Annotated in this window: 13 protein-coding genes; 12 read left to right on the top strand and 1 reads right to left on the bottom strand. The window is 52.3% G+C overall.

Features of this window, described 5'->3' with window-relative positions:
* The first annotated feature begins 91 nt into the window (after positions 1-91).
* Positions 92-1,195 carry a T9SS type A sorting domain-containing protein gene (locus tag MUN86_RS23460; protein ID WP_245126117.1) on the top strand — a complete coding sequence of 368 codons (1,104 nt, stop codon included), beginning with the start codon at positions 92-94 and terminating at the stop codon, positions 1,193-1,195.
* Positions 1,196-1,254: 59 nt separating this feature from the next.
* On the opposite strand, the gene MUN86_RS23455 is transcribed toward MUN86_RS23460, so the two are convergent.
* Complete coding sequence (locus MUN86_RS23455; protein ID WP_245126115.1) at positions 1,255-1,788, bottom strand: cupin domain-containing protein; 534 nt, start codon at positions 1,786-1,788, stop codon at positions 1,255-1,257.
* A gap of 408 nt (positions 1,789-2,196) precedes the next feature.
* On the opposite strand from MUN86_RS23455, the gene MUN86_RS23450 reads away from it, so the two are divergent.
* From MUN86_RS23450 to MUN86_RS23400, 11 genes are all read left to right on the top strand, one after another.
* Positions 2,197-2,520, top strand: a complete 324-nt coding sequence (locus tag MUN86_RS23450; RefSeq protein WP_245126113.1) for a hypothetical protein — start codon at positions 2,197-2,199, stop codon at positions 2,518-2,520.
* Between the two features lie 56 nt (positions 2,521-2,576).
* Positions 2,577-4,994, top strand: a complete 2,418-nt coding sequence (locus MUN86_RS23445) for a PAS domain-containing hybrid sensor histidine kinase/response regulator (protein WP_245126111.1) — start codon at positions 2,577-2,579, stop codon at positions 4,992-4,994.
* Positions 4,995-5,413: 419 nt separating this feature from the next.
* Positions 5,414-6,331 (top strand): substrate-binding domain-containing protein, encoded by a 918-nt coding sequence (locus tag MUN86_RS23440; RefSeq protein ID WP_245126109.1) that lies wholly within the window; start codon positions 5,414-5,416, stop codon positions 6,329-6,331.
* Positions 6,332-6,336: 5 nt separating this feature from the next.
* A complete protein-coding gene (locus MUN86_RS23435; protein WP_245126107.1) occupies positions 6,337-7,548 on the top strand; it encodes an ATP-binding response regulator in 1,212 nt (403 codons plus the stop codon).
* Positions 7,521-8,012, top strand: a complete 492-nt coding sequence (locus MUN86_RS23430; protein ID WP_245126105.1) for a helix-turn-helix transcriptional regulator — start codon at positions 7,521-7,523, stop codon at positions 8,010-8,012. Before MUN86_RS23435 ends, MUN86_RS23430 begins: the two co-directional genes overlap by 28 nt.
* 585 nt (positions 8,013-8,597) lie before the next feature.
* Complete coding sequence (locus MUN86_RS23425; protein WP_245126103.1) at positions 8,598-9,485, top strand: carbohydrate kinase family protein; 888 nt, start codon at positions 8,598-8,600, stop codon at positions 9,483-9,485.
* A gap of 220 nt (positions 9,486-9,705) precedes the next feature.
* Positions 9,706-12,750 (top strand): SusC/RagA family TonB-linked outer membrane protein, encoded by a 3,045-nt coding sequence (locus MUN86_RS23420; RefSeq protein ID WP_245126101.1) that lies wholly within the window; start codon positions 9,706-9,708, stop codon positions 12,748-12,750.
* Between the two features lie 19 nt (positions 12,751-12,769).
* The gene (locus MUN86_RS23415; protein ID WP_245126099.1) at positions 12,770-14,335 is read left to right on the top strand and encodes a RagB/SusD family nutrient uptake outer membrane protein; all 1,566 of its coding nucleotides are present in this window, start codon (positions 12,770-12,772) and stop codon (positions 14,333-14,335) included.
* Positions 14,336-14,555: 220 nt separating this feature from the next.
* The gene (locus MUN86_RS23410) at positions 14,556-16,619 is read left to right on the top strand and encodes a kojibiose hydrolase (RefSeq protein WP_375379512.1); all 2,064 of its coding nucleotides are present in this window, start codon (positions 14,556-14,558) and stop codon (positions 16,617-16,619) included.
* Between the two features lie 290 nt (positions 16,620-16,909).
* Positions 16,910-18,091, top strand: a complete 1,182-nt coding sequence (locus tag MUN86_RS23405; protein WP_245126097.1) for a thioredoxin family protein — start codon at positions 16,910-16,912, stop codon at positions 18,089-18,091.
* A gap of 224 nt (positions 18,092-18,315) precedes the next feature.
* Positions 18,316-19,992 (top strand): GMC oxidoreductase, encoded by a 1,677-nt coding sequence (locus MUN86_RS23400; RefSeq protein WP_245126095.1) that lies wholly within the window; start codon positions 18,316-18,318, stop codon positions 19,990-19,992.
* The last annotated feature ends 6 nt before the right edge of the window (positions 19,993-19,998 follow it).

Raw genomic sequence — 19,998 nt, 5'->3', positions numbered from 1 at the left:
AAAGTTAATTTTCGTTATATTTAGGAAATATTCTTTAATCAATACTGTTTATAGTAGATCCAGTCCAATGCATCCTCTTTCTTACCGAGGTTTGTTTCGCTTTGCCTTATTCCTCCATTTATGGATTGCGGCAGGCATTTGTTATAGTCAGCGCTTTGCTGCTATTGGAGATTATGGCTTTGCTGGACCTGCTGAACGAGATGTAGCAGATTTAGTAAAAAGTTGGGATCCGGAATTTATTATTACCCTAGGCGACAACAACTACGATCTGGGTGACTCTACTACCATCGACCAAAATATTGGGCAGTACTACCACTCCTATATTTATAAGTATAGAGGCCGCTATGGCCCAAGCGCTTCTACAAACCGCTTTTTTCCCTCACTCGGCAACCACGACTATTATACCCGTAACGGAGAAGCATACCGAGACTATTTTACTCTGCCAGGTAATGGCCGCTACTACGAATTCGTACGTGGCGATGTGCACCTGTTTGCAGTCAATAGTGATCCAGCCGAGCCAGACGGAATCAAGATAAACTCAATTCAAGCTCAGTGGCTACAAGAAAGGTTGGCTGCTTCCAAAGCGCGGTGGAAGGTTGTATACTTTCACCATGCTCCTTATTCTTCGGGTGCGCACGGTAGCACGCGCAATTTACAGTGGCCGTTTCGGGAGTGGGGTGCTTCATTGATATTAGCCGGCCACGACCACCATTACGAGCGGCTCATGGTTGATGAACTGCCTTACATAGTGAATGGTTTAGGCGGCCGTAGCCTCTATCGCGTCAATCCGACACGTCTGCCAGAAAGCCAAGCCATCTTCAATGCAGATTATGGGGCTATGCTACTCCAAGCAAACGTTGACAGCTTGACACTGCAATTCTACACCCGGCGTGGGGTGCTACGAGACACGTATGTACTTCATCAGCCATTGAGCCCGGAGCCTAAACTCCATCCGGTTACTCCTAATCCGTTTGAAGACGCTACAAGAGTTACATTTTCCCTTCCTAGCCTGATGACAGTGGATATCCGAGTATATAATACTCTCGGCAAAGAAGTAATTAGCCTGTACCAAGGCACATTGCAGGCAGGGCATCATCAACTTACTTGGCAGCGCAACGCTTTGCCAGCAGGCTTATACTTTGTGCAATTGCAAGCCAACAATCAAACGCAAACTACACGAGCGGTCATCATGTAAGTACGCTAAAGCTGCTGTGGCACTTGCGGCTTTATCCCGGACTGCTAGTGCTTAGTGGTTTACGCATGCCAATGCTGTTGAACTCCACCTTGGAGGCCGGTTAACGGGTCTCGGGTAGGCAGAGGTAAGGCGGCAATGCGCTGGTCGGCATGGGGCCTTTCGCCAGGTTCTCCCCGCAGCACATCGTAAGATCGTCCGTCGGGATAAGCACCTACTACGCCAAAATCTTCAGAAGCTTCGATCTTTTTATGGCCAACGCCAGCTGGAATTACCAGAATATCGCCTGCTGCTACCTGTAGCTGTTTGCCCTTCTCACCGCCCAAATGCAGCAGAGCCGTACCACTGTACACTCCTAATACTTCATGAGAAGTGCTATGATAATGGTGATATGGGAAGACACCATTACGCCAGGAGTTTGTCCAATTGTTGGCAGCAAAATGCTGTTCCAACCAACTTGCTCCGGCTGGACCCGTCTTAAGTGCTTTCCGGTATACCAAGAGCGGATAGCGACTGTTGGGAATGCGCCCATCGTCCTGGAAAATGTAAGTCTCGGGAACTGGCACGGCACTGTCGGCAAAGAGTGAGGTCGCCATTATACTGAGTGTTGATGCACCACTTAGGCGCAGAAATTTCTTTCGGTTCATAGTGGCTAGAGCAAGGGTAATATGCATTACATAAGGTGAAGCCTGGCATATTAGTTGGCCCAGTAAACCAGTAGTACAACTGCTGTTAAAGTCAGCGTGATATATAAACAACGAGCGTCGCTCATGCGGTAGGCAATTCATCTTTCCATAGGCTGGAGAATACAGAATTTTGACTTGGCTACTTTAACTAGCGTAACTTAAGGAATGAGAATAGTCGATAATGTAAGCGCAAAGTGCTTTAATTAGTATACCTATAGTATACCTACCCGTCAGCTTGTTCTAGATTCCAACATAGTGAACAACAAGCTGTCGAGCTTAACTGCATGCTTTGTTGCATGCTAAACACGTTCACTAGTTATGTCTGCCGATCCATTTTTTCCTTATAAAAAAGGGCCAACCCACTTGACGCCCGAGCAGATACAAGGCCAGCAAGCTGAACGCGCCCTAGCTGCTGCTGAAGCCCGAATAGCCGACTTAGAGCAGCAATTAGCAGAGGCATCAGCCACCGCAGAGCGTCATCAGAAGCAGTTAGCAGCACTGGTCGAAAACCTGCCAATGGGTCTACAACTTGTGAATACGGCAGGTGAAGTCCAATTAATTAATTCCTACTTCCGCAACTTGTTCAAGTTGCCTTCAGGAGCCACTGTTGTCAACGAGCACCCCCTCTCCACTCTGATATAGTTCGTATTGACGAGGCCTTTTTAGATCCAGCAAAGTTCGGCGCACGGGCCAAAGCCTTGCATGAAGCGGGCAATACAACGCTCAACGAAGAATTCGTGCTGGCAGATGGGCGCGTAGTTGAGCTTGATTACTTGGTGTTAGCACAAGGGCAGGCCGGACGCTTGCTCTGCTACCGGGATGTAACCGAACGACATTTGCGCGAAGCACAACTACGTGCTCTGTCCTACATTCCTGAGCAGAATCCTAACGCTATCATTCGCCTTTCGGCTACGGGAGAAGTAATCTATGCTAACCCTGCGGCTAGTCCCTTACTCCAAGTCATGGCCAAGGACGAACCCGACGGTTTTGGGGTGTTACGGTCTCGTTTGCTCACGCTGGTACAACGGGTGTTGGGTACCAGCGAGCAACAGCAGCAGGAGCTTACGGTGGCAGGACAGCACTACCTGTTTACCGCTGCAGCCGTACCCGACGAAGCTTACGCTACCCTTTACTTGACCGACGTGACAGCACGCCAGCAAGTAGAGCAGCAGCTGGCCGAGCAGCGCCTCTTCTACGAAAACACGCTCAGTCAAGTGCCAATGGCCGTAGCCGTCATCGACACCGACTTCCGCTACATGTTTGTTAACCCTGCTCTTGAGCCTGACCCAACCCTACGAGCCTGGATGGTAGGCAAAACCAACGAGGAGTCAGGTGCCTTCCGCGAGCGTCCCTCCGCCATAATTGCGCGCCGACGGCAGTGTTTCAATCAGGCCTTGCGCGAGAAACGAGAAGTGAGTTGGGAAGAGAATTTTTACAAAGGCGGAGGCATGGCTTCCATATTGTTCCAGCTACGGCCCGTTGTAGAACCAGATGGCTCTATCCGGCGGCTCATTGCGTCAGGTATCGATCTAACCGCGCGCAAGCAAGCCGAAGAGCACCAGCGCCAAAGCGAGGAGTTAGTGCGTGAGCAGCAGCAATTCATCCGTTTGATTGTGGATACGTTGCCGACGGTTGTGTACGTGGCGGATATAGACAATGTCGTTACATTTCGCAACGCCGCTTTCGATGCTCTGGCAGCTCAAAGCCAGCACACTCATGCGGGGCAGAAAAGCGCGGAAGTAGAAGAGCAACTGCAGCAGATTCGTGCTTGGCGTCAGCAAGTGCTGGCTACCGACCAGCCTCTGGAAACTGAAATACCGTTGACCCTCAACTCCGGCGAGACATGTCACCTGCAGGTGTATATGCGCCCATTGCAACATTCGGGTGGACATAAAGAGGTATTGATTGTGAGTACGGATGTCACGGCCCTCAAACAAGCTCAGCGGCAGGCTGAGGAAAATGCGCGGGCCAAAGAAGCCTTTCTCTCGCGCATGAGCCACGAAATCCGTACGCCATTGAATGGGGTAATAGGTATGGCTACGCTACTGGCCAAAACTACCCTTACGCCGCAGCAGCAGGATTACTTAACTACTATGCAGCAAGCAGGCCAGCACTTGCTGGCCTTGGTCAACGACGTGCTGGACTTGGCCAAAATCACCACACATCACTTGCAACTCGCCCACGCTGCCTTCGATGTAAACGGGGTAGTGCAGGGTGCAGCCCAAACGGTAGCAGCCTTAGCCACCCAGAAAAACCTTGTGCTGCAGGTAGAATCAGTTGAATTGCCTTCGCTACGGGTGCTCGGTGACGCCTACCGCCTACATCAAGTACTGCTCAATCTGTTGGGCAACGCACTCAAATTCACCCAACATGGACAGATTCAGATTGGAGCGCAGCTATTAAGTGAATCACCTACCGATGTAACCCTTCGTTTCTGGGTGCAGGACACGGGCGTGGGAATCGAACCGGCGCAGCAAGAACGTATTTTCGAGGTGTTCACCCAAGCTACAGCTGATACTGATCATCCATTTGGGGGCACGGGGTTAGGGTTGTCCATCAGCGAGCAACTGGTTCGTTATATGGGCGGGACATTACACGTGTGCAGTCTACCTAACGAGGGCACCACGTTTTCCTTTACCCTAGTGCTGCCCCGGGCCGAGGATGCAAAACCAGAAAATCAAACCGATAACTCTCCCTCGGATAGCTTCGAGGAATTGCGGGGGTTGCGGGTTCTGCTTGCCGAAGACAATGTTGTCAACCAGTGGATTGCCACTGTCGTGCTCGAGCACTGGGGAGTGCAGATCGAAACTGTAGACAACGGGGTGGATGCCCTTACAGCCCTCACCACTAAAAGCTACGACGCAGCACTACTCGACATCAAGATGCCGGGGTTAACGGGGGTTGAAGTTACCAAAGCGTTGCGTCAGCACCCTGACCCAGCACGGGCTCATCTTCCATTAATTGCCTTGACGGCCAACGCCTTCGAAACGGACCGCATCAGCTACTTAACTGCCGGCATGGATGCGTGTGTGAACAAGCCTTTCGAAGAAGCTGATTTATGTCAGATACTACTAACACTTACCAAGCCAATGGCTGACCCGCAGCAACGCCTATAATCTAACAATGCGGATATTATAAAATAACCCAATACATTAGGAGTGTAGGCACTGGCAAAGATCACTCCCTAGATGGTTGTTTGTCAGCGAATAAAGCATTGCTTTTCGCAGCATTAGTTGCTAAACTAGGCATCAGTGGAAGAACGGCTAAGTCAACATACTACAACACAAAAATGTCTTTATGTTGTTGTGTAACGCCGAGCATATCTTGCTGATGGCTAGTTTGCAAGCCAACCTACTGTTGTGTTATTCACCAAGCTCCCACCTGTCTGAATCTCCTATTCCCACGGCATTGGCTAACGCTTCTCCTCCTACTGGAGCTAAGTAGCTGTGCCCCAGTCGAACAGAAGCCTAAGTATCGTATTGGTTTCTCGCAGTGCACCACCAATGACGCTTGGCGACGGGGTATGCTGGCGGGCATGCGGAAGGAGTTATGCTTCCACCCGGATGTAGAATTTCAGATGCTGGACGCGCATAACGACAGCGAACTGCAGCGAAAGCAGGTGCAGGAATTGATTCGGCAGCGGGTTGACTTGCTGATTATTTCCCCTAATCAGTCGGGGCCTTTAACCGAGCTAACAGAAACGGTTTATAATCAAGGAATTCCGGTGGTTATTCTCGACCGGCGGACGACCTCTCGCTCCTATACCGCGTACGTAGGAGGCAACAATGTGGAAGTTGGTCGCACTGCTGGCCATTACGCCGCTCAGCTACTACAGCGACGTGGCCAAGTACTGGAGATTCTGGGCACCCTCGGTTCGTCTCCGGCCACCGACCGCACGAATGGCTTTCAGGAAGCGCTAACTCAATACCCTCAGTTACAACGCGTGGCCCAGCTCGATGGTGACTGGCGCCCCGAACGAGTACTCAAGCAACTACCCACCTTACTACGTGCGCACCCGGACGTTGACTTGATCTTTGCCCACAACGACCCAATGGCGCGGGCAGCGCACCAAGTTTTGCAGCAACTTGGCGCAGAAAAGCGCGTGCGCATTATCGGGGTGGATGGTTTGCCGGGTCCCGGCAACGGGTTGCAATTAGTGGAAGATGGCGCTCTGAATGCCACGCTGCTTTATCCTACCGGGGGCGAAGAAGCAATTCGTACTGCGTTGCGCATTCTGCACCACGAGCCGTATGCCAAGGAAAACGTGCTTGGCACTATGGTCGTGGATTCAACCAACGTAGGTACCATTCGCAACCAAACCGAGCAACTAGCCGCACAACGGCAGGACATTCAGCAACAGCAACAGCGTCTGCAAGAGCAAATGCGCCGTTATGCGAGCCAAAAAACAGCAGTCAACTTACTGTTAGTTAGTTTATTGGGGCAGTTGTGTTAGGAGCCATGACGTGGCGCTCGTTGCGGCTTAATCGTCGCATCCGCCGAACACTGGAGCACCAAAACGCCGAGATTCACATCCAACGAAATCAAATTGAAGAGCTAGCCGAGGAAGGTCGCCGCTCCTCGGAAGCCAAGCTGCGCTTCTTTACCAACTTTTCCCACGAACTACGCACGCCGCTCACCCTCATTTTAGGGCCACTCGAAGACCTGCTTAGCAGCCCAGCGGAACTGACGGTCTCACAGCGCCACGATCTGCAACTCATGCGTCGCAACACGCAGCGCCTGCTACAGTTAGTCAACCAGCTTCTGGATTTCCGTAAGATTGATGTAGGCAAAATGGCTGTACGCGCCACCGAAGGCAATTTGGTAAGCTTTCTGCGCGAAATCATGGACGTGTTCGAAAAGACGGCAAACAAGCGCAACATCACGTTTCGGTTTTTGCCCGCTGAACCAGTAATCAACTTGTGGTTCGACGGTGATATTCTCGACAAGGTGTTTTTCAACCTCTTGTCCAATGCTTTCAAGTACACACCCGATGGTGGTCAGATCAAAGTAAGCATACAGCGCGGGCCAGCCGACACTGTACGAGTGAGCGTGGAAGATACCGGCCAAGGCATTGCCGAAGCTGACCAACCCCATATACTTGAGTGGTTCTATCAAGGCAACCATTCGCCAGCTAATAGCTCGGGCCTCGGGCTGGCGCTAGCCGAAGGACTTACCCGTCTGCACGAAGGCAAACTTAGTTTCCGAAGCCAAGTTGGTCATGGAAGCACGTTCGAAGTCACGCTGCCATTGGCCAAGCCAGCGGCTTTCCTCGACGCCAAGTCGAATGGAGTTCCAACTCTACCTCTAGCCTATCTGCCCGATGACGAGTTCAGTGATTCAACCGAGCAAACGCCTTCCTCTCGCGCTGATGCTACTGCTCTCATCATCGAAGACCATGAAGAGGTCCGCAATTTTCTAGTGCAAAAGTTGCAGCCCCACTTTCAAGTATGCACGGCCACCGACGGAGCTACGGGCTTGCGCTTAGCAGGCGAAAATATTCCTGACGTGATTATCTGCGACATAAACCTGCCCGAGTTAAGTGGTTTGGAAGTAGCCACCGCCCTAAAAAGTGACTGGCGCACCTCACATATTCCGCTGGTGCTACTCACTGCTCGCGACACCCCGAGCAGCAACTTGCCGGCGTGCAAGCCGGGGCCGACCTCTACCTGACCAAGCCTTTTAACCCCGCTTTTCTGCTTGAAAGCCTACGTACTCTCCTACGCAACCGAGACCAGCAACGCGAGCATTTCCGTCGGGAGCTTAGCGTAGACACCGCCACTGTGGCTCCTCAACGAGTGGACCAAAAGTTCTTGGCCGACTTAACAGCCATCATTGAAGCCAACCTCGACCGCTCGTCGTTGAGCGTTGATGACATTGCCCGAAGTTTGGGAGTATCGCAGATGCAGCTTTATCGGAAAGTAAAAGCCTTGCTTGGTACGGGTGTCATCGACTATATCCAGAGTTTACGGCTCACGAAAGCGCGGTTGCTATTGCTGCAAGAAGGCAATGCCATTGCGCAAGTAGCCTACCAAACCGGCTTCTCATCTCCATCTTACTTCGCTACGCTGTTTAAGAGCAAGTATCAGGTGTCACCTTCCGAGTACAGGGCCCTTCATACTCCAAGCCAGCAATGACGGATTTTTGCAAGTGATGTAGAATAATTGATAGCAACCGAACGTCCGCAAACGTTTGTTGCTTTTCAATGCGCTGTAAATCAATGGCTTATTTTATTAGATTATAATTGTAAGAATCCTGCAAGAATTTGAAAGAAAGCAGCAAGAGGGTATAAATAGTTAAGTCGAGGTTTGGGCAATCGTTTCCACAACACCGTCCATCATTTAACGCAACGTGCTTTTTTGATCCAATGTTACAGGCCTCAAAAGTTTGCCTCCATGCTGCGTTAGCACCTTGAAGTTACAGGCTGATCTAGGATATCGTCAGTCCTGTCCACACTAGGTGTAACAACTGCTGTTATCCTAAATTCCCTCGCTCTACTAAGCACTTAGGTAGCCAATCATTCGCGCTCCAGTGTGCTGTATCAGGAGTGCTGTTGGTCTCAGTTGCGGTGTGGTACTTCTTACTGCCCCTGACGATAAATACTTGCTCTTGATAAGCAGAGCTGAACCCACTTTGGCTCTGCATACTAGGTTACCTACTCCCAAGTGTGGAACCCCTATGCTCCTGCCTTTCCTTCCCACCCTCCTTATTGTTTCACCATTATGGCTTTTGCCTGCTTCGGAGAAATGCTCTGGGATGTGCTACCATCAGGTAAGCAGCCCGGTGGGGCGCCGCTTAATGTGGCGGTGCATCTGCACAACTTTGGGTTGGATGCGCAATTAATTAGCCGAGTAGGCCACGATGATCTGGGCAGCGAATTAGTAGCTTTTGTTGAATCCACTGGCTTGTGCACTCGCTACGTGCAATGGGCAGAAACTCACCTGACAGGCGTGGTGAAAGCCAACGTGAGTGACAGTAAAGAGGTGGCCTACCAAATAGTAAAGCCTGTAGCCTGGGACTATATCCGTTACGATACCGCGCTAGCGGAGTTAGTAGAAACCGCCGACGCTTTTGTGTTTGGCAGTTTGGCTGCTCGCCTTTCTCCTTCGCGTGAAACGCTCTACCGCTTACTCGAACATGCCCGCTTCAAGGTATTCGATGTGAACATGCGCCCCCCACACTACACCCGAGAAGTAATAACTTACCTGCTGCAACACAGTGACTTAGTGAAAATGAATCACCACGAGTTAGCTGAAATCACAGGTTGGTTTGGGGTGAGTTCCGACGAGGAAACGGCACTGCGCTGGCTAGCTGACCGCTTTCAATTACAAGCAGTGTGTGTAACAAAAGGAGCCGAGGGAGCTACCCTATGGACCGGTCAGCAGCACTATCGCAGCCCCGGAATTACGGTGCAAGTGCAGGATGCCATCGGTAGCGGCGACGCCTTTCTGGCGGCCCTGCTACGAGGCTGGCTAACTGGTGAGCCACCAGGACAGAATTTGGCTTTCGCCTGCGCGGCTGGCTCACTGGTAGCAGCCCACCAAGGAGCAACACCCATGATTTCGGCTGAGCAGGTAAATGCCTTGGTTACTGCATCTTCTTTGCTTTAGATAACCTTCGCTTACGGATTGCGCCTAAAGTTTCAGGGTGTTGATGCTACCTCTAAATATTCTCAATTCTTACCCTCAAGCGGTCCGCTGCCACTGCGACTTTAGTTCTCGCAAAGCTTTACGCTGAGATAGTTCGAGTAAAGTGCCTTTCAAATTTCCCACCATTTAATTTTTCACTCATGACCAACAACTGGTACAAACGGCACAAATCGTATGAGCAGTGGACCCCATACGGGCGGGCGGCATCCCACCCGCGCTGTTCAAGCTATTGGCGTTCAGCATGCTGCTCATCCTCATGCCTTTACTTAGCCAAGCTCAAGGCACCCGAGCTATTACCGGTAAGGTAGTTGACGCAAAATCTAACCCCCTGCCTGGGGTAACGGTGGTCGTGACGGGCACTACAGTTGGCGCCAGCACCGGAGCCGACGGCGGTTTCGAACTGCAAGCACCTGCTTCTGCCACTACACTGACTATCTCGTACGTAGGCTTCACCTCTCAGCAGGTAAGCATTACCGACAAAACCTCAGTGCAGGTAACACTTCAGGAGAATACCCAAGCCCTCGGCGATGTAGTGGTTGTCGGTTACGGTACTGCCCGCAAGCAGGACGTAACAGGCGCCGTTGCGGTAATTGGCGAGAAGGACTTTAACCGGGGCACCTTCACCTCACCGGATCAGCTGCTACAAGGACGGGTATCAGGGGTACAGGTAAGCAACAATAGTGGTCAGCCAGGTGGACCGTCCAGCATCCGCATCCGGGGCAACTCGGCCGTGACGGGCACAGGTCAACCACTATACGTGGTGGATGGCGTGCCACTTGATGGCCGCACAGCCCGGCCCGGCCTAGGAGCTGCTGGTACTCAAGCCGCTGGTACGGAAATAGGAGCGGGTGCCGATAGCAACCCCCTTAACTTCCTCAACCCCGACGACATTGAAACCTTCACCGTGCTCAAGGATGCTTCGGCCACAGCTATCTACGGCTCACGGGCAGCCTTCGGCGTAGTGCTTATTACTACCAAGAAAGGCAATGCGGGCGCTCCGGTGCTCAACGTCGGGGCCTCGACCGGCTTCTCGACGCTGCTGCGTCGCCCAAAATACCTTGACGCTGGCCAGTATCGTGAGGCACTTGCCTACTATGGGCTTCCCACCAGCGGGCCTACAAGTGCTGACAAAGGCGGCGACGTGGATGCTCTGGATGAGATTCTGCGCACCGGCTACTTTCAGAACTACAACGTGTCGATGAGCGGCGGTGGCGAAACCGGCCGCTATCGCCTCTCGCTGGGCTACCTCGACCAAGATGGTATTGTGCGCAAAACTGGTTTTAAAAAGTATAGCGCCAATCTCTCGACTAACCTTCAATTTCTAGAAAGCAAGAAGCTGGGTGTGGATGTAAATATCTCCACGAGTCAGTTTAAGGAAAAGCTGGCTAACATTACAACCGATGCCGGCTCCAAGGGCAGCCTTATTGGGCAGGCCTTGCAGTGGAACCCGACCCAGCCCCTGCGTAACGCCGATGGCTCGCTCTTCATTCAGGCCGGCGACGTGGTCAACCCCCTCGCTGCTCAGGAGCTTTACGATGACAACTCGCGGGTCAACACCGTGCTGGCCAGTATAGCACCCTCTTATAAGTTTGCCGACTGGCTCAATTACCGCCTGCTGTTAAGCGTGAACTACAACAGCGGTGAGCGGCGCACATCTATCGACCAACGCCTGATTAACTATAATGGCATCGAAAACCAGGGTTTTGCTGCTATCAGCAACAGCGAATTGTCCACGCAGCAAATTGCTCACACGCTGAACTTTAACAAGGCCATTGTAACCGACCTAAATCTTAACGCGGTGCTAGGCTACGAGTACACGAACTTCATCAATCGGGGTTCTAGCCTGAGCGGGTTTGGCAACGCTGCTGCGGGCGGCTTCGGCAGCCTCGGTCTTGACTACACCGACTACATTCAAACGTCCGCCGTCGGCAACCGTAGCATCCGGTCGTTTAACGACCCCACATATAAGCTGCAGTCGTATTTCGGTCGGGCTATCTTCAACTTTAAGGACCGCTACGTACTGACTGGTACACTACGCCGCGACGAGAGCAGCAAGTTTGGCACTAACAACCGGGTGGGTTACTTCCCCTCGTTTGCCGCTTCGTGGGATTTGAGCCGGGAGTCTTTCTTCCCGGCCGAACAGCTTACACAGCTTAAACTACGGGCCGGCTATGGCCTAACCGGTAACCAAGAATTTCCGGCGGGAGCAGCTCAAGACCGCTTTGAAGTACGCGATAATGGAGAGCAACGTCCCCTTAACAGTCGCAACGAAAATTTGAAATGGCAGTCAGACCGTCAGTTCAACGTCGGCATCGACATCGGGGCATTCAATAATCGCCTCACCTTCTCGGCCGATTACTTTAATAAGACTACTTCCGATATTCTGTTTCCCACTGTTCCAGGCCAGCCTGCACCTCAGTTTCAAGCCATCTTTTGGGACAATCTCGACGGCAAAATTGTGAATAAGGGCGTGGAAATGGCCCTGGCTACTACACTGGTGAGCAACGAGAAAGCCGAAGTAAGCTTTAACGCCAACGCTACGTTTATTCGCAATGAAGTGAAAGATTTGGTAGGACCCGCCATCATCACGGGTGCTATCAATGGGCAGGGGTTGTCAGGAGCTACGTCGCAGCTTATTACCAATGGCTACCCCATCAACGCTTTCTTTTTGAGGGAATACGCAGGCTTGGATGAAAGCGGTTCATCTATTTACCCTAACGGAGATTTGACAACCTATGCGGGCAGCCCTAATCCTCGCACGCTCTTAGGCTTTGGCGTAAACGCTCGCTATAGCAAACTCTCTTTAGTGGCAAACCTGACTGGGGCGTTTGGTCAGTACATTTATAATAACACGCTCAACGCCGTAGGCAACGTGGGGCAGATTGGTGCCAGCAAAAACATCGCCCTCTCCACATTTGAAAATCCGGTCAAAGAAGCAGTTGGTAACGCGGGGTCTGCTTCCTCGCGTTACCTAGAAAAGGGTGACTTCCTGAAGATGTCTAACCTAACGCTTGCTTACTCTGTAGGCAACGTGGCCGGCTTCATGAAGGGCGCCCGCGTGTATGTAACGGGTCAAAACCTGTTTGTTATTACCGACTATGATGGATTTGACCCTGAAGTTAACACCGTAAAAACAGGGGCCAACAGAGTGCCTTCTGTCGGCATTGACTATTTGGCCTACCCCAGCGCCCGCACCTTCACACTCGGGGTCAACTTCAGCCTGTAATTTCTAACTCATTCCCACCATGAACTACAATAAGATTGCGTACGCACTCGTCCTGTTAGGCCTTCTACAAGGAACTACAGGCTGCGAGCTAGACGAAAAGCTGCAAGGTGAGCTAACGGCTGACCAAATTCCGAAGGGTGACCCGGCGGCCCTGCTCCAAGGCGTGTACAATGCCCAGCGCGACCCCATTCAGGGCCACGTGAGCGTGTTTGCGCTCCAAGAAGTATCTACCGATGCCCGCATCATGCCCACCCGCGGGCCCGACTGGGACGACAACGGCAAGTGGCGGCAGCTGTTCAATCACACCTGGGATGGCAACAACGAGCGGGTGCGTGATACCTTCAACCAACTCGAAGGCATCGAATTCGCCTCCACCGACCTATTGCGCTTTAATCCTACGGCGCAACAGCAGGCGGAGTCACGGTTCGTGCGGGCCTGGGCTGAGTACCTGCTGCTAGACCTGTACGACCAGGTGCTGTACCGGGAGCCGGGCGAGCGACTGAACAACCTGGCCAGGGTACGCAAAGGCACCGAGGCATTGAACTTTATCGTCAGTGAGCTTAACGCAATTCAAAAGGACCTGCCTGACGGGCCTGCTGGTAAGGCCAACAAGGATGCGGCCCGGGTACTGCTCATGAAGTGCTATCTCAACAAGGGCGTGTACGCCAACCGCCAGAGCCCAACCTTCGCGGCGGACGACATGAACCAAGTGATTAAGCTGGCCGACGAGATTATTAACGGCGGCAAGTATTCATTCACTACTAACTACTTTGACAACTTCGCGCCTAATAACACAGCGATTGGCAAAGAGAACATCTTCACGCAGGAAAATAATCGTGGTAACAGCGGGCCTTTGCGCGACTTGTGGAAATTCGTGTCGCACTACAATATGCAACCCGTGAACGGCTACAATGGCCCAGCGACGACGGCTGAGCTCTACGACTTGTTCGAGGCCAACGACAAGCGCCGCGGGGTAGCCTACGAAACCGCTGGTGGCCCTCCTAATCCCGGTAAGCGCATCAATGTGGGCTTTCTCGTCGGTCAACAGTATAATCTTACCACCGATGCCCCACTCACCACGCGGGGCGGGGCGCCGCTGGTATTTACCAAAGACATTAACCTTTTTGAAAAAGGTGCCGACCTTGAGGCCAAGGGAATCCGTCCTATTAAATACCCCGTCGATTACGCGAGCGAGCTTAATAGCGGCAACAGCTGCGACAATGACCACGTGACCTTCCGGCTGGCCGATGTGCTGCTGATGAAGGCCGAAGCCATTCTGCGTGGCGGCACGGCTACCAGCGCTGGCACGTATGGAACTACGCCGCTTGCCATCGTTAACTCCCTTCGCACGCATCCCTCACGCGGAGCTAGCGCCCTGACCTCACTTAGCCTCAACGTATTGCTTGATGAGCGAGGCCGTGAGCTTTATAGTGAGTCGTGGCGGCGGCAAGATATGATCCGGTTCGGTACCTTCTTGCGAGCCCGGAAAGACAAGCCCGAGAGCAATCCGAAGTACCTAGTTTATCCCGTGCCGCAGCAGCAAGTGGATATCAATTCCAACATCACCCAGAATCCGGGCTACTAACCCCAAGATACATTCAGTAGGCAAGTAAGCAAGCCGTTGGTTGGCCGCTCTTTAGCACTCAATCAACGGCTTGTTTGTGTAATGACCTAGCACCTCAGTGACTCCCGTGAAAACAAGGCAAGTAGCTTACCTGCGACCCAGTCTGCAATGAGCTATTCTGGCGAAGAACTTACGCCTAGCCCCTCCGCCATGCTGGCACAATCAACCCTTTCATCGTTCCATGCCAATTACCAAATTTTCCCGATTAAGCTCTTACCTCTGCATCTTGGCGTTGCTACTAACGGCTGCAAAACCGGCTGCCGCTCAGGCACCCGACGCCTGGCGTATCACGGCCGACAAGGTTGACCCAGCGGCTTATTACGGCGTAACGGTTGCCAACGGTATGTTGGGTATCGTCTCGTCGCCGGAGCCGTTTCAAGTGAAAGCAGTGGTGCTGGCCGGAGCTTATGACCAATACGGGCGGGGGCGGGTCAGTAACTTTCTCAACAGTTTCAACCTACTGCACATGTACCTGGAGGTGGATGGCAGGCGTCTCTCTGGCAAAGACGTTACCAACTTCCGGCAACAGCTGGACATGCGCCATGCCTCCCTGACAACCACGTTCGACTATGCCGACAAGGCCACTATCACCTACACGCACTATGCGTTGCGTCACCTGCCATTCACTGGGCTGATGGAAGTATCGGTGACGGCAAAAAAAGACGTAAGCCTCACGGCTGCTAGCGTAATGGACGCTCCAGACGCGCTACGTGACGTACAGAACTATTACAACGAAATCGACCGGCCGCACGCCACGCTCAGCTTGCTCACATCCTCGGGCCGGAGCGCAACCGGCAAGCTGCAACTATGCGCCTCCACCAGTTTCCTGTTCGACGAGCCGCACGGTCAGGAACCACGGGTGATTCACGAAATGTGGGACAGCAACATGCACCTAATGAAGTTCGGCAAGGCGCTGAAGGCCGGACAGAGTTACACCTACGCGGTGGCAGGTTCGTCCATCACCTCGGCGCACCACGCCGATCCGCTCAATGAAGCCGAGCGCCTAACCATTTTCGCCCGGCTCGAAGGCAAGCAGCGCCTGTTGGCTTTCCACGCCAAGGCTTGGGACGAACTTTGGAAAAGCGACATACAAATAACCGGCGATGCGCAGGCCCAGCAAGACGTACACAGCATGCTATATCACCTCTATAGCTTCTCCTGCGCCGGCACCGACTATTCCCCCTCCCCTATGGGTTTATCAGGGTTGGGCTACAACGGGCACGTGTTCTGGGATTCCGACTTGTGGATGTATCCGGCGCTGCTCGTGATGCATCCTGAAATTGCGAAGTCACTAATTGAATACCGCTTCCGGCGACTGGCACCAGCACGCAACAATGCTTTTGCCCACGGCTACCAAGGTGCTATGTATCCTTGGGAAAGTGCCGATTCGGGCGTGGAGGAAACACCGGTATGGGCCTTGAGCGGCCCCTTTGAGCACCACATTACGGCCGACGTGGCCCTAGCGGCTTGGCAATATTACTGCGTCACGCAAGACAAAGCTTGGTTGCGGGAGAAAGGCTGGCCCATCCTGTCAGCTACCGCCGATTTTTGGGCGAGCCGGGTAGAACGCAATGGTCCCGGTCACTACGACATCAAAAATGTAGTGGCTGCCGACGAGTGGGCCGAGAATGTAGACAACAATGCCTTCACCAACGCGGCTGCTCAAGTAAACCTGCGAAACGCTACAGCTGCCGCTAAGCTTTTGGGCTTGCCTGCCAATCCTGACTGGCAACACGTGGCTCAGAACATCCCCCTGCTGCACTTCCCCGATGGCGTAACTCAGGAACACGCTACCTATAAGGGTGAAGGCATTAAGCAAGGAGACGTGAATCTGTTGGCTTACCCGCTGAACGTAGTGACTGCTTCAGCGCAAATCAAAAAAGATCTAACTTATTACGAGACCCGCGTCCCCAACGAAGGCACCCCCGCCATGACGCAGGCCATTTTTGCCTTACTCTACGCTCGCCTCGGCGACGGCGACAAAGCCCGGCACTTTTTCCAAGACTCTTATCAACCCAACCTGCTGCCACCCTTCCGGGTGATTGCCGAAACCAAAGGCGGCACCAATCCTTATTTCGCGACTGGTGCAGGCGGGGTACTGCAAGCCGTGTTGATGGGTTTCGGCGGGCTCGATATTACACCCAACGGTATCCGGCAAGTCAAAACCAGTTTGCCTAAGGGTTGGCAGTCGGTGAAGATTACCGGCGTTGGTACGCAGCAGAAAACATATTCAGTAACTCGCTAGCTACCTTTTTAATGTTAGTTGCCCCTACGATTAGGACTGCATAACATGAATGATAGCGCCTTGACTATTTAGACTATTACAAGGTAAGACACTCAATGAATGATAGTTAAGCTCAATGATTTCCATTCTATGTTATATAGAATTGGTATATTAGGCATCCATCTTGTGAGGTAGAGCAGTGACATGCGTTGACAACCTCCATTTTGCTTTTAATTAATAGGTAAGCGTCATGTTAGTCGAGCGTCAACCAACGCACAATTAACTCTACTTAGCACAGTTCTCTTTTGCTTATGCGCTACTGGCTCGGAATCCTTTTTTTATTAAGCACTGTCCTGGCAGAGGCCCAAAACGGGTCGATTGCCTTCGTGAGTGGTAACTGGGCTGATGTATTAGCCCAAGCGAAGAAAGAGCACCGCAGTATTTTCTTGTATGCTGGCTCGCCGAGTTGTCATTACTGCGTGCCCATGGAAACCGAAGTTTTCCCTGTGCCAGTGGTAAGCAGCTATTACTCTTCCACCTTTCTAAGCCACAAAATAAACGTGGATGAAGGGGAGGGAACTATACTAGCTAAGCGGTACGACATCAAGAGATTGCCTTCATATCTGTACTTTGATGCCGACGGAAAATTGCTGCACATGAGCAATGGCTTTAAGTCGCCGGCTGCCTTTGTTCAGGATGGCAAAGATGCTTTCGACCCGAGAAAGGCCTTTTTCACGCTTAAGGAGCGCTATGATAAAGGAGACCGAAGCCCCGACTTCTTGTACACCTTTGGTACCGCGCCTGCCTTAACAGATAAAAATACGTTGTTCGAGGAAGTGAACGGGGCCTATTTCCAGACTTTAAAGCCTGAAACCCTAACTTCGGACAAAAATCAGGAATATATTTTCGGCACCTACACCAGCTTCAACGCCCCGGCAACGCAGTACTTTCTAACTCACGCATCATCGTTTGTGCCCAAGTTTGGCAAGGCTGAGGTGAGCAAGAAAATTCGATACATCGTTGGCAGGGCAGCAGGGGAAATAGGTGAGCGAAATGATCTATCGGCTCTTAAGTCACTACAGCAAGCTATTGCTCGCACTAAGGTAACAGACGCTCCTCAGTGGAAAGAGTTGGCTTACATTCAGTACTTGCTTGGGAAGCAGCAGCGGGATTGGTTGGCTTATACGAATGCGGTTCAGGCCTACGGAAAGCAATATGCGGCGCAGGACAACTTCACACTTTATGAAGCAACAGCGTACGTCACGGCTTTTGTGGAAGACAAAAAGATCTTGGCGCAAGCTGATCCTATAATCAAGCAAGCCTTGGCTGCGGAACCAAGCTACTTGAATCTTTGCACGCGGGCTAAGTTGCTGCACAAAATCGGCAATAAGCAAGAGGCACTGCTTGTGGTAAATGAAGCCTTAGCTAAGGCCGCTAAGGACCAGAGAAATAGCACGGAAGCAACAGAACTACTGTCTGAAATCAACAAGTAAGTACTCACTGCTAAAACATGCAGAACAGAATAAGTTGCTAGGTTTATTTATCGTATGTGCCATAGCCCCAGGTAAACCCAAGAAAAAATATAATCTAAGGGTGATAAATTATTTATTATCATTACCAACCGCCGAGGCTTCGTGGCCTTGGTTTGCTGCTTGCCAACCGGGCTCAGCTCTTCTTGCTAATTACCGATTCCCACCTTTATTTACTGTTCCATAACATGGAAAAGAATACATATGATGCCATTGTCATAGGCTCTGGTATATCTGGCGGCATGGCTGCTAAAGAGCTAACCGAGAAAGGCTTGAAAACTATCATGCTGGAGCGGGGGCGCAACATCGAGCATATCAAAGACTACGTAAACGCCAACAAAAACCCGTGGGAGTTTCCGCACCGGGGCGGCAAAACGCAGCAGATGATTGCCGATTACCCGGTGCTCGGCCGCGACTACACCCTCAACGAAAGCAACCTCGATTATTGGGTCAACGAAAAGGAAAGCCCCTACACGGAGATAAAGCCTTTCGACTGGTTCCGGGGCTACCACGTAGGAGGCCGCTCCTTGATGTGGGGCCGGCAGTCGTACCGCCTAAGCGATTACGACTTCGAAGCCAATGCAAAAGATGGTATTGCTGTCGATTGGCCTATACGCTATAAGGATTTAGCACCGTGGTATAGCAAGGTTGAGAAGTTTGTGGGCATTAGCGGATCCAAAGAAGGACTGCCCCAACTGCCCGATGGCGAGTTCATGCCACCGATGGAAATGAACGTCGTGGAGAAGGACGTGGCGGCTCGTATCAAGAAGAACTACGAGCATCGGCGCATGGTGATTGGCCGCACCGCCAACATTACGCAAAACCACAACAACCGTGTAAGCTGCCAGTATCGGAACAAGTGCTGGCTCGGCTGCCAGTTTGGGGCATACTACAGCACTCAATCGGCGGCTCTGCCGGCAGCGGTAGCTACTGGCAACCTCACATTGCGCCCTTTTTCAATTGTTACCCGCATCCTCTACGACAAAGACACCAAGCGGGCCAAAGGCGTAGAGGTGCTCGACGCCGAAACCAACCAGACCTACGAATATTATGCGAAGGTCATTTTTCTGAATGCCTCGGCCCTGAACTCGGCCTGGGTGCTGTTGAACTCGGCTACTGACATCTGGCCAGGCGGCTTAGGTAGCAGCAGCGGAGAGCTAGGTCATAACCTGATGGACCACCACTTCCGGGCTGGGGCTCGTGGCACAGCAGAAGGCTACGAAGACAAATACGTGTACGGGCGCCGGGCCAACGGCATTTATGTGCCGCGCTACCGCAACCTGTTTGGCGATAAGCGCAACTATATCCGCGGATTTGGTTACCAAGGCAGTGCTGGCCGCGAAGGTTGGGCACGCGAAATCCCCGAAATGAATATTGGTGGCGAGTTCAAAGATGCTTTGACCGAGCCCGGTCAGTGGGGCATGGGCCTGACTGGTTTCGGAGAAACCCTCCCTTACCACGACAACCAAGTCACCCTCGACAAAACTAAGAAAGACAAATGGGGCCTCCCAGTTCTCGCAATCGATGCCCACATCCGCGACAACGAGCAGAAAATGCGCATCGACATGATGAATGATGCGCAGGAAATGCTGGAGAAGGCTGGGCTCAAAAACGTGAAGACCTATAACGGCGGCTACAACCTTGGTGGTGGCATTCACGAGATGGGTACTGCTCGCATGGGCCGCGACCCCAAAACGTCGGTGCTCAACCAACACAACCAAGTGTGGGACGCACCGAACGTGTACGTAACTGACGGCGCCGCCATGACGTCGGCTGCCTGCCAGAATCCTTCCCTGACCTATATGGCTCTCACCGCCCGGGCCGTGGATCATGCAGTGGGCGAATTGAAAAAACAGAACGTTTAAGCACCC

This window comes from Hymenobacter volaticus (assembly GCF_022921055.1).
GTDB classification, from domain to species: domain Bacteria; phylum Bacteroidota; class Bacteroidia; order Cytophagales; family Hymenobacteraceae; genus Hymenobacter; species Hymenobacter volaticus.
The sequence above is the reverse complement of the archived record's forward strand: the minus strand, read 5'-3'. Positions and strand labels throughout refer to the sequence as shown.

Bases quoted from the DNA above. Each gene is read 5' to 3' on its own strand.
- MUN86_RS23425 (WP_245126103.1), top strand. From the start codon at position 8,598: ATGGCTTTTGCCTGCTTCGGAGAAATGCTCTGGGATGTGCTACCATCA.
- MUN86_RS23410 (WP_375379512.1), top strand. From the start codon at position 14,556: ATGCCAATTACCAAATTTTCCCGATTAAGCTCTTACCTCTGCATCTTG.
- MUN86_RS23450 (WP_245126113.1), top strand. From the start codon at position 2,197: ATGTCTGCCGATCCATTTTTTCCTTATAAAAAAGGGCCAACCCACTTG.
- MUN86_RS23440 (WP_245126109.1), top strand. From the start codon at position 5,414: ATGCGGAAGGAGTTATGCTTCCACCCGGATGTAGAATTTCAGATGCTG.
- MUN86_RS23455 (WP_245126115.1), bottom strand. From the start codon at position 1,788: ATGGCGACCTCACTCTTTGCCGACAGTGCCGTGCCAGTTCCCGAGACT.
- MUN86_RS23435 (WP_245126107.1), top strand. From the start codon at position 6,337: ATGACGTGGCGCTCGTTGCGGCTTAATCGTCGCATCCGCCGAACACTG.
- MUN86_RS23405 (WP_245126097.1), top strand. From the start codon at position 16,910: ATGCGCTACTGGCTCGGAATCCTTTTTTTATTAAGCACTGTCCTGGCA.
- MUN86_RS23400 (WP_245126095.1), top strand. From the start codon at position 18,316: ATGGAAAAGAATACATATGATGCCATTGTCATAGGCTCTGGTATATCT.
- MUN86_RS23415 (WP_245126099.1), top strand. From the start codon at position 12,770: ATGAACTACAATAAGATTGCGTACGCACTCGTCCTGTTAGGCCTTCTA.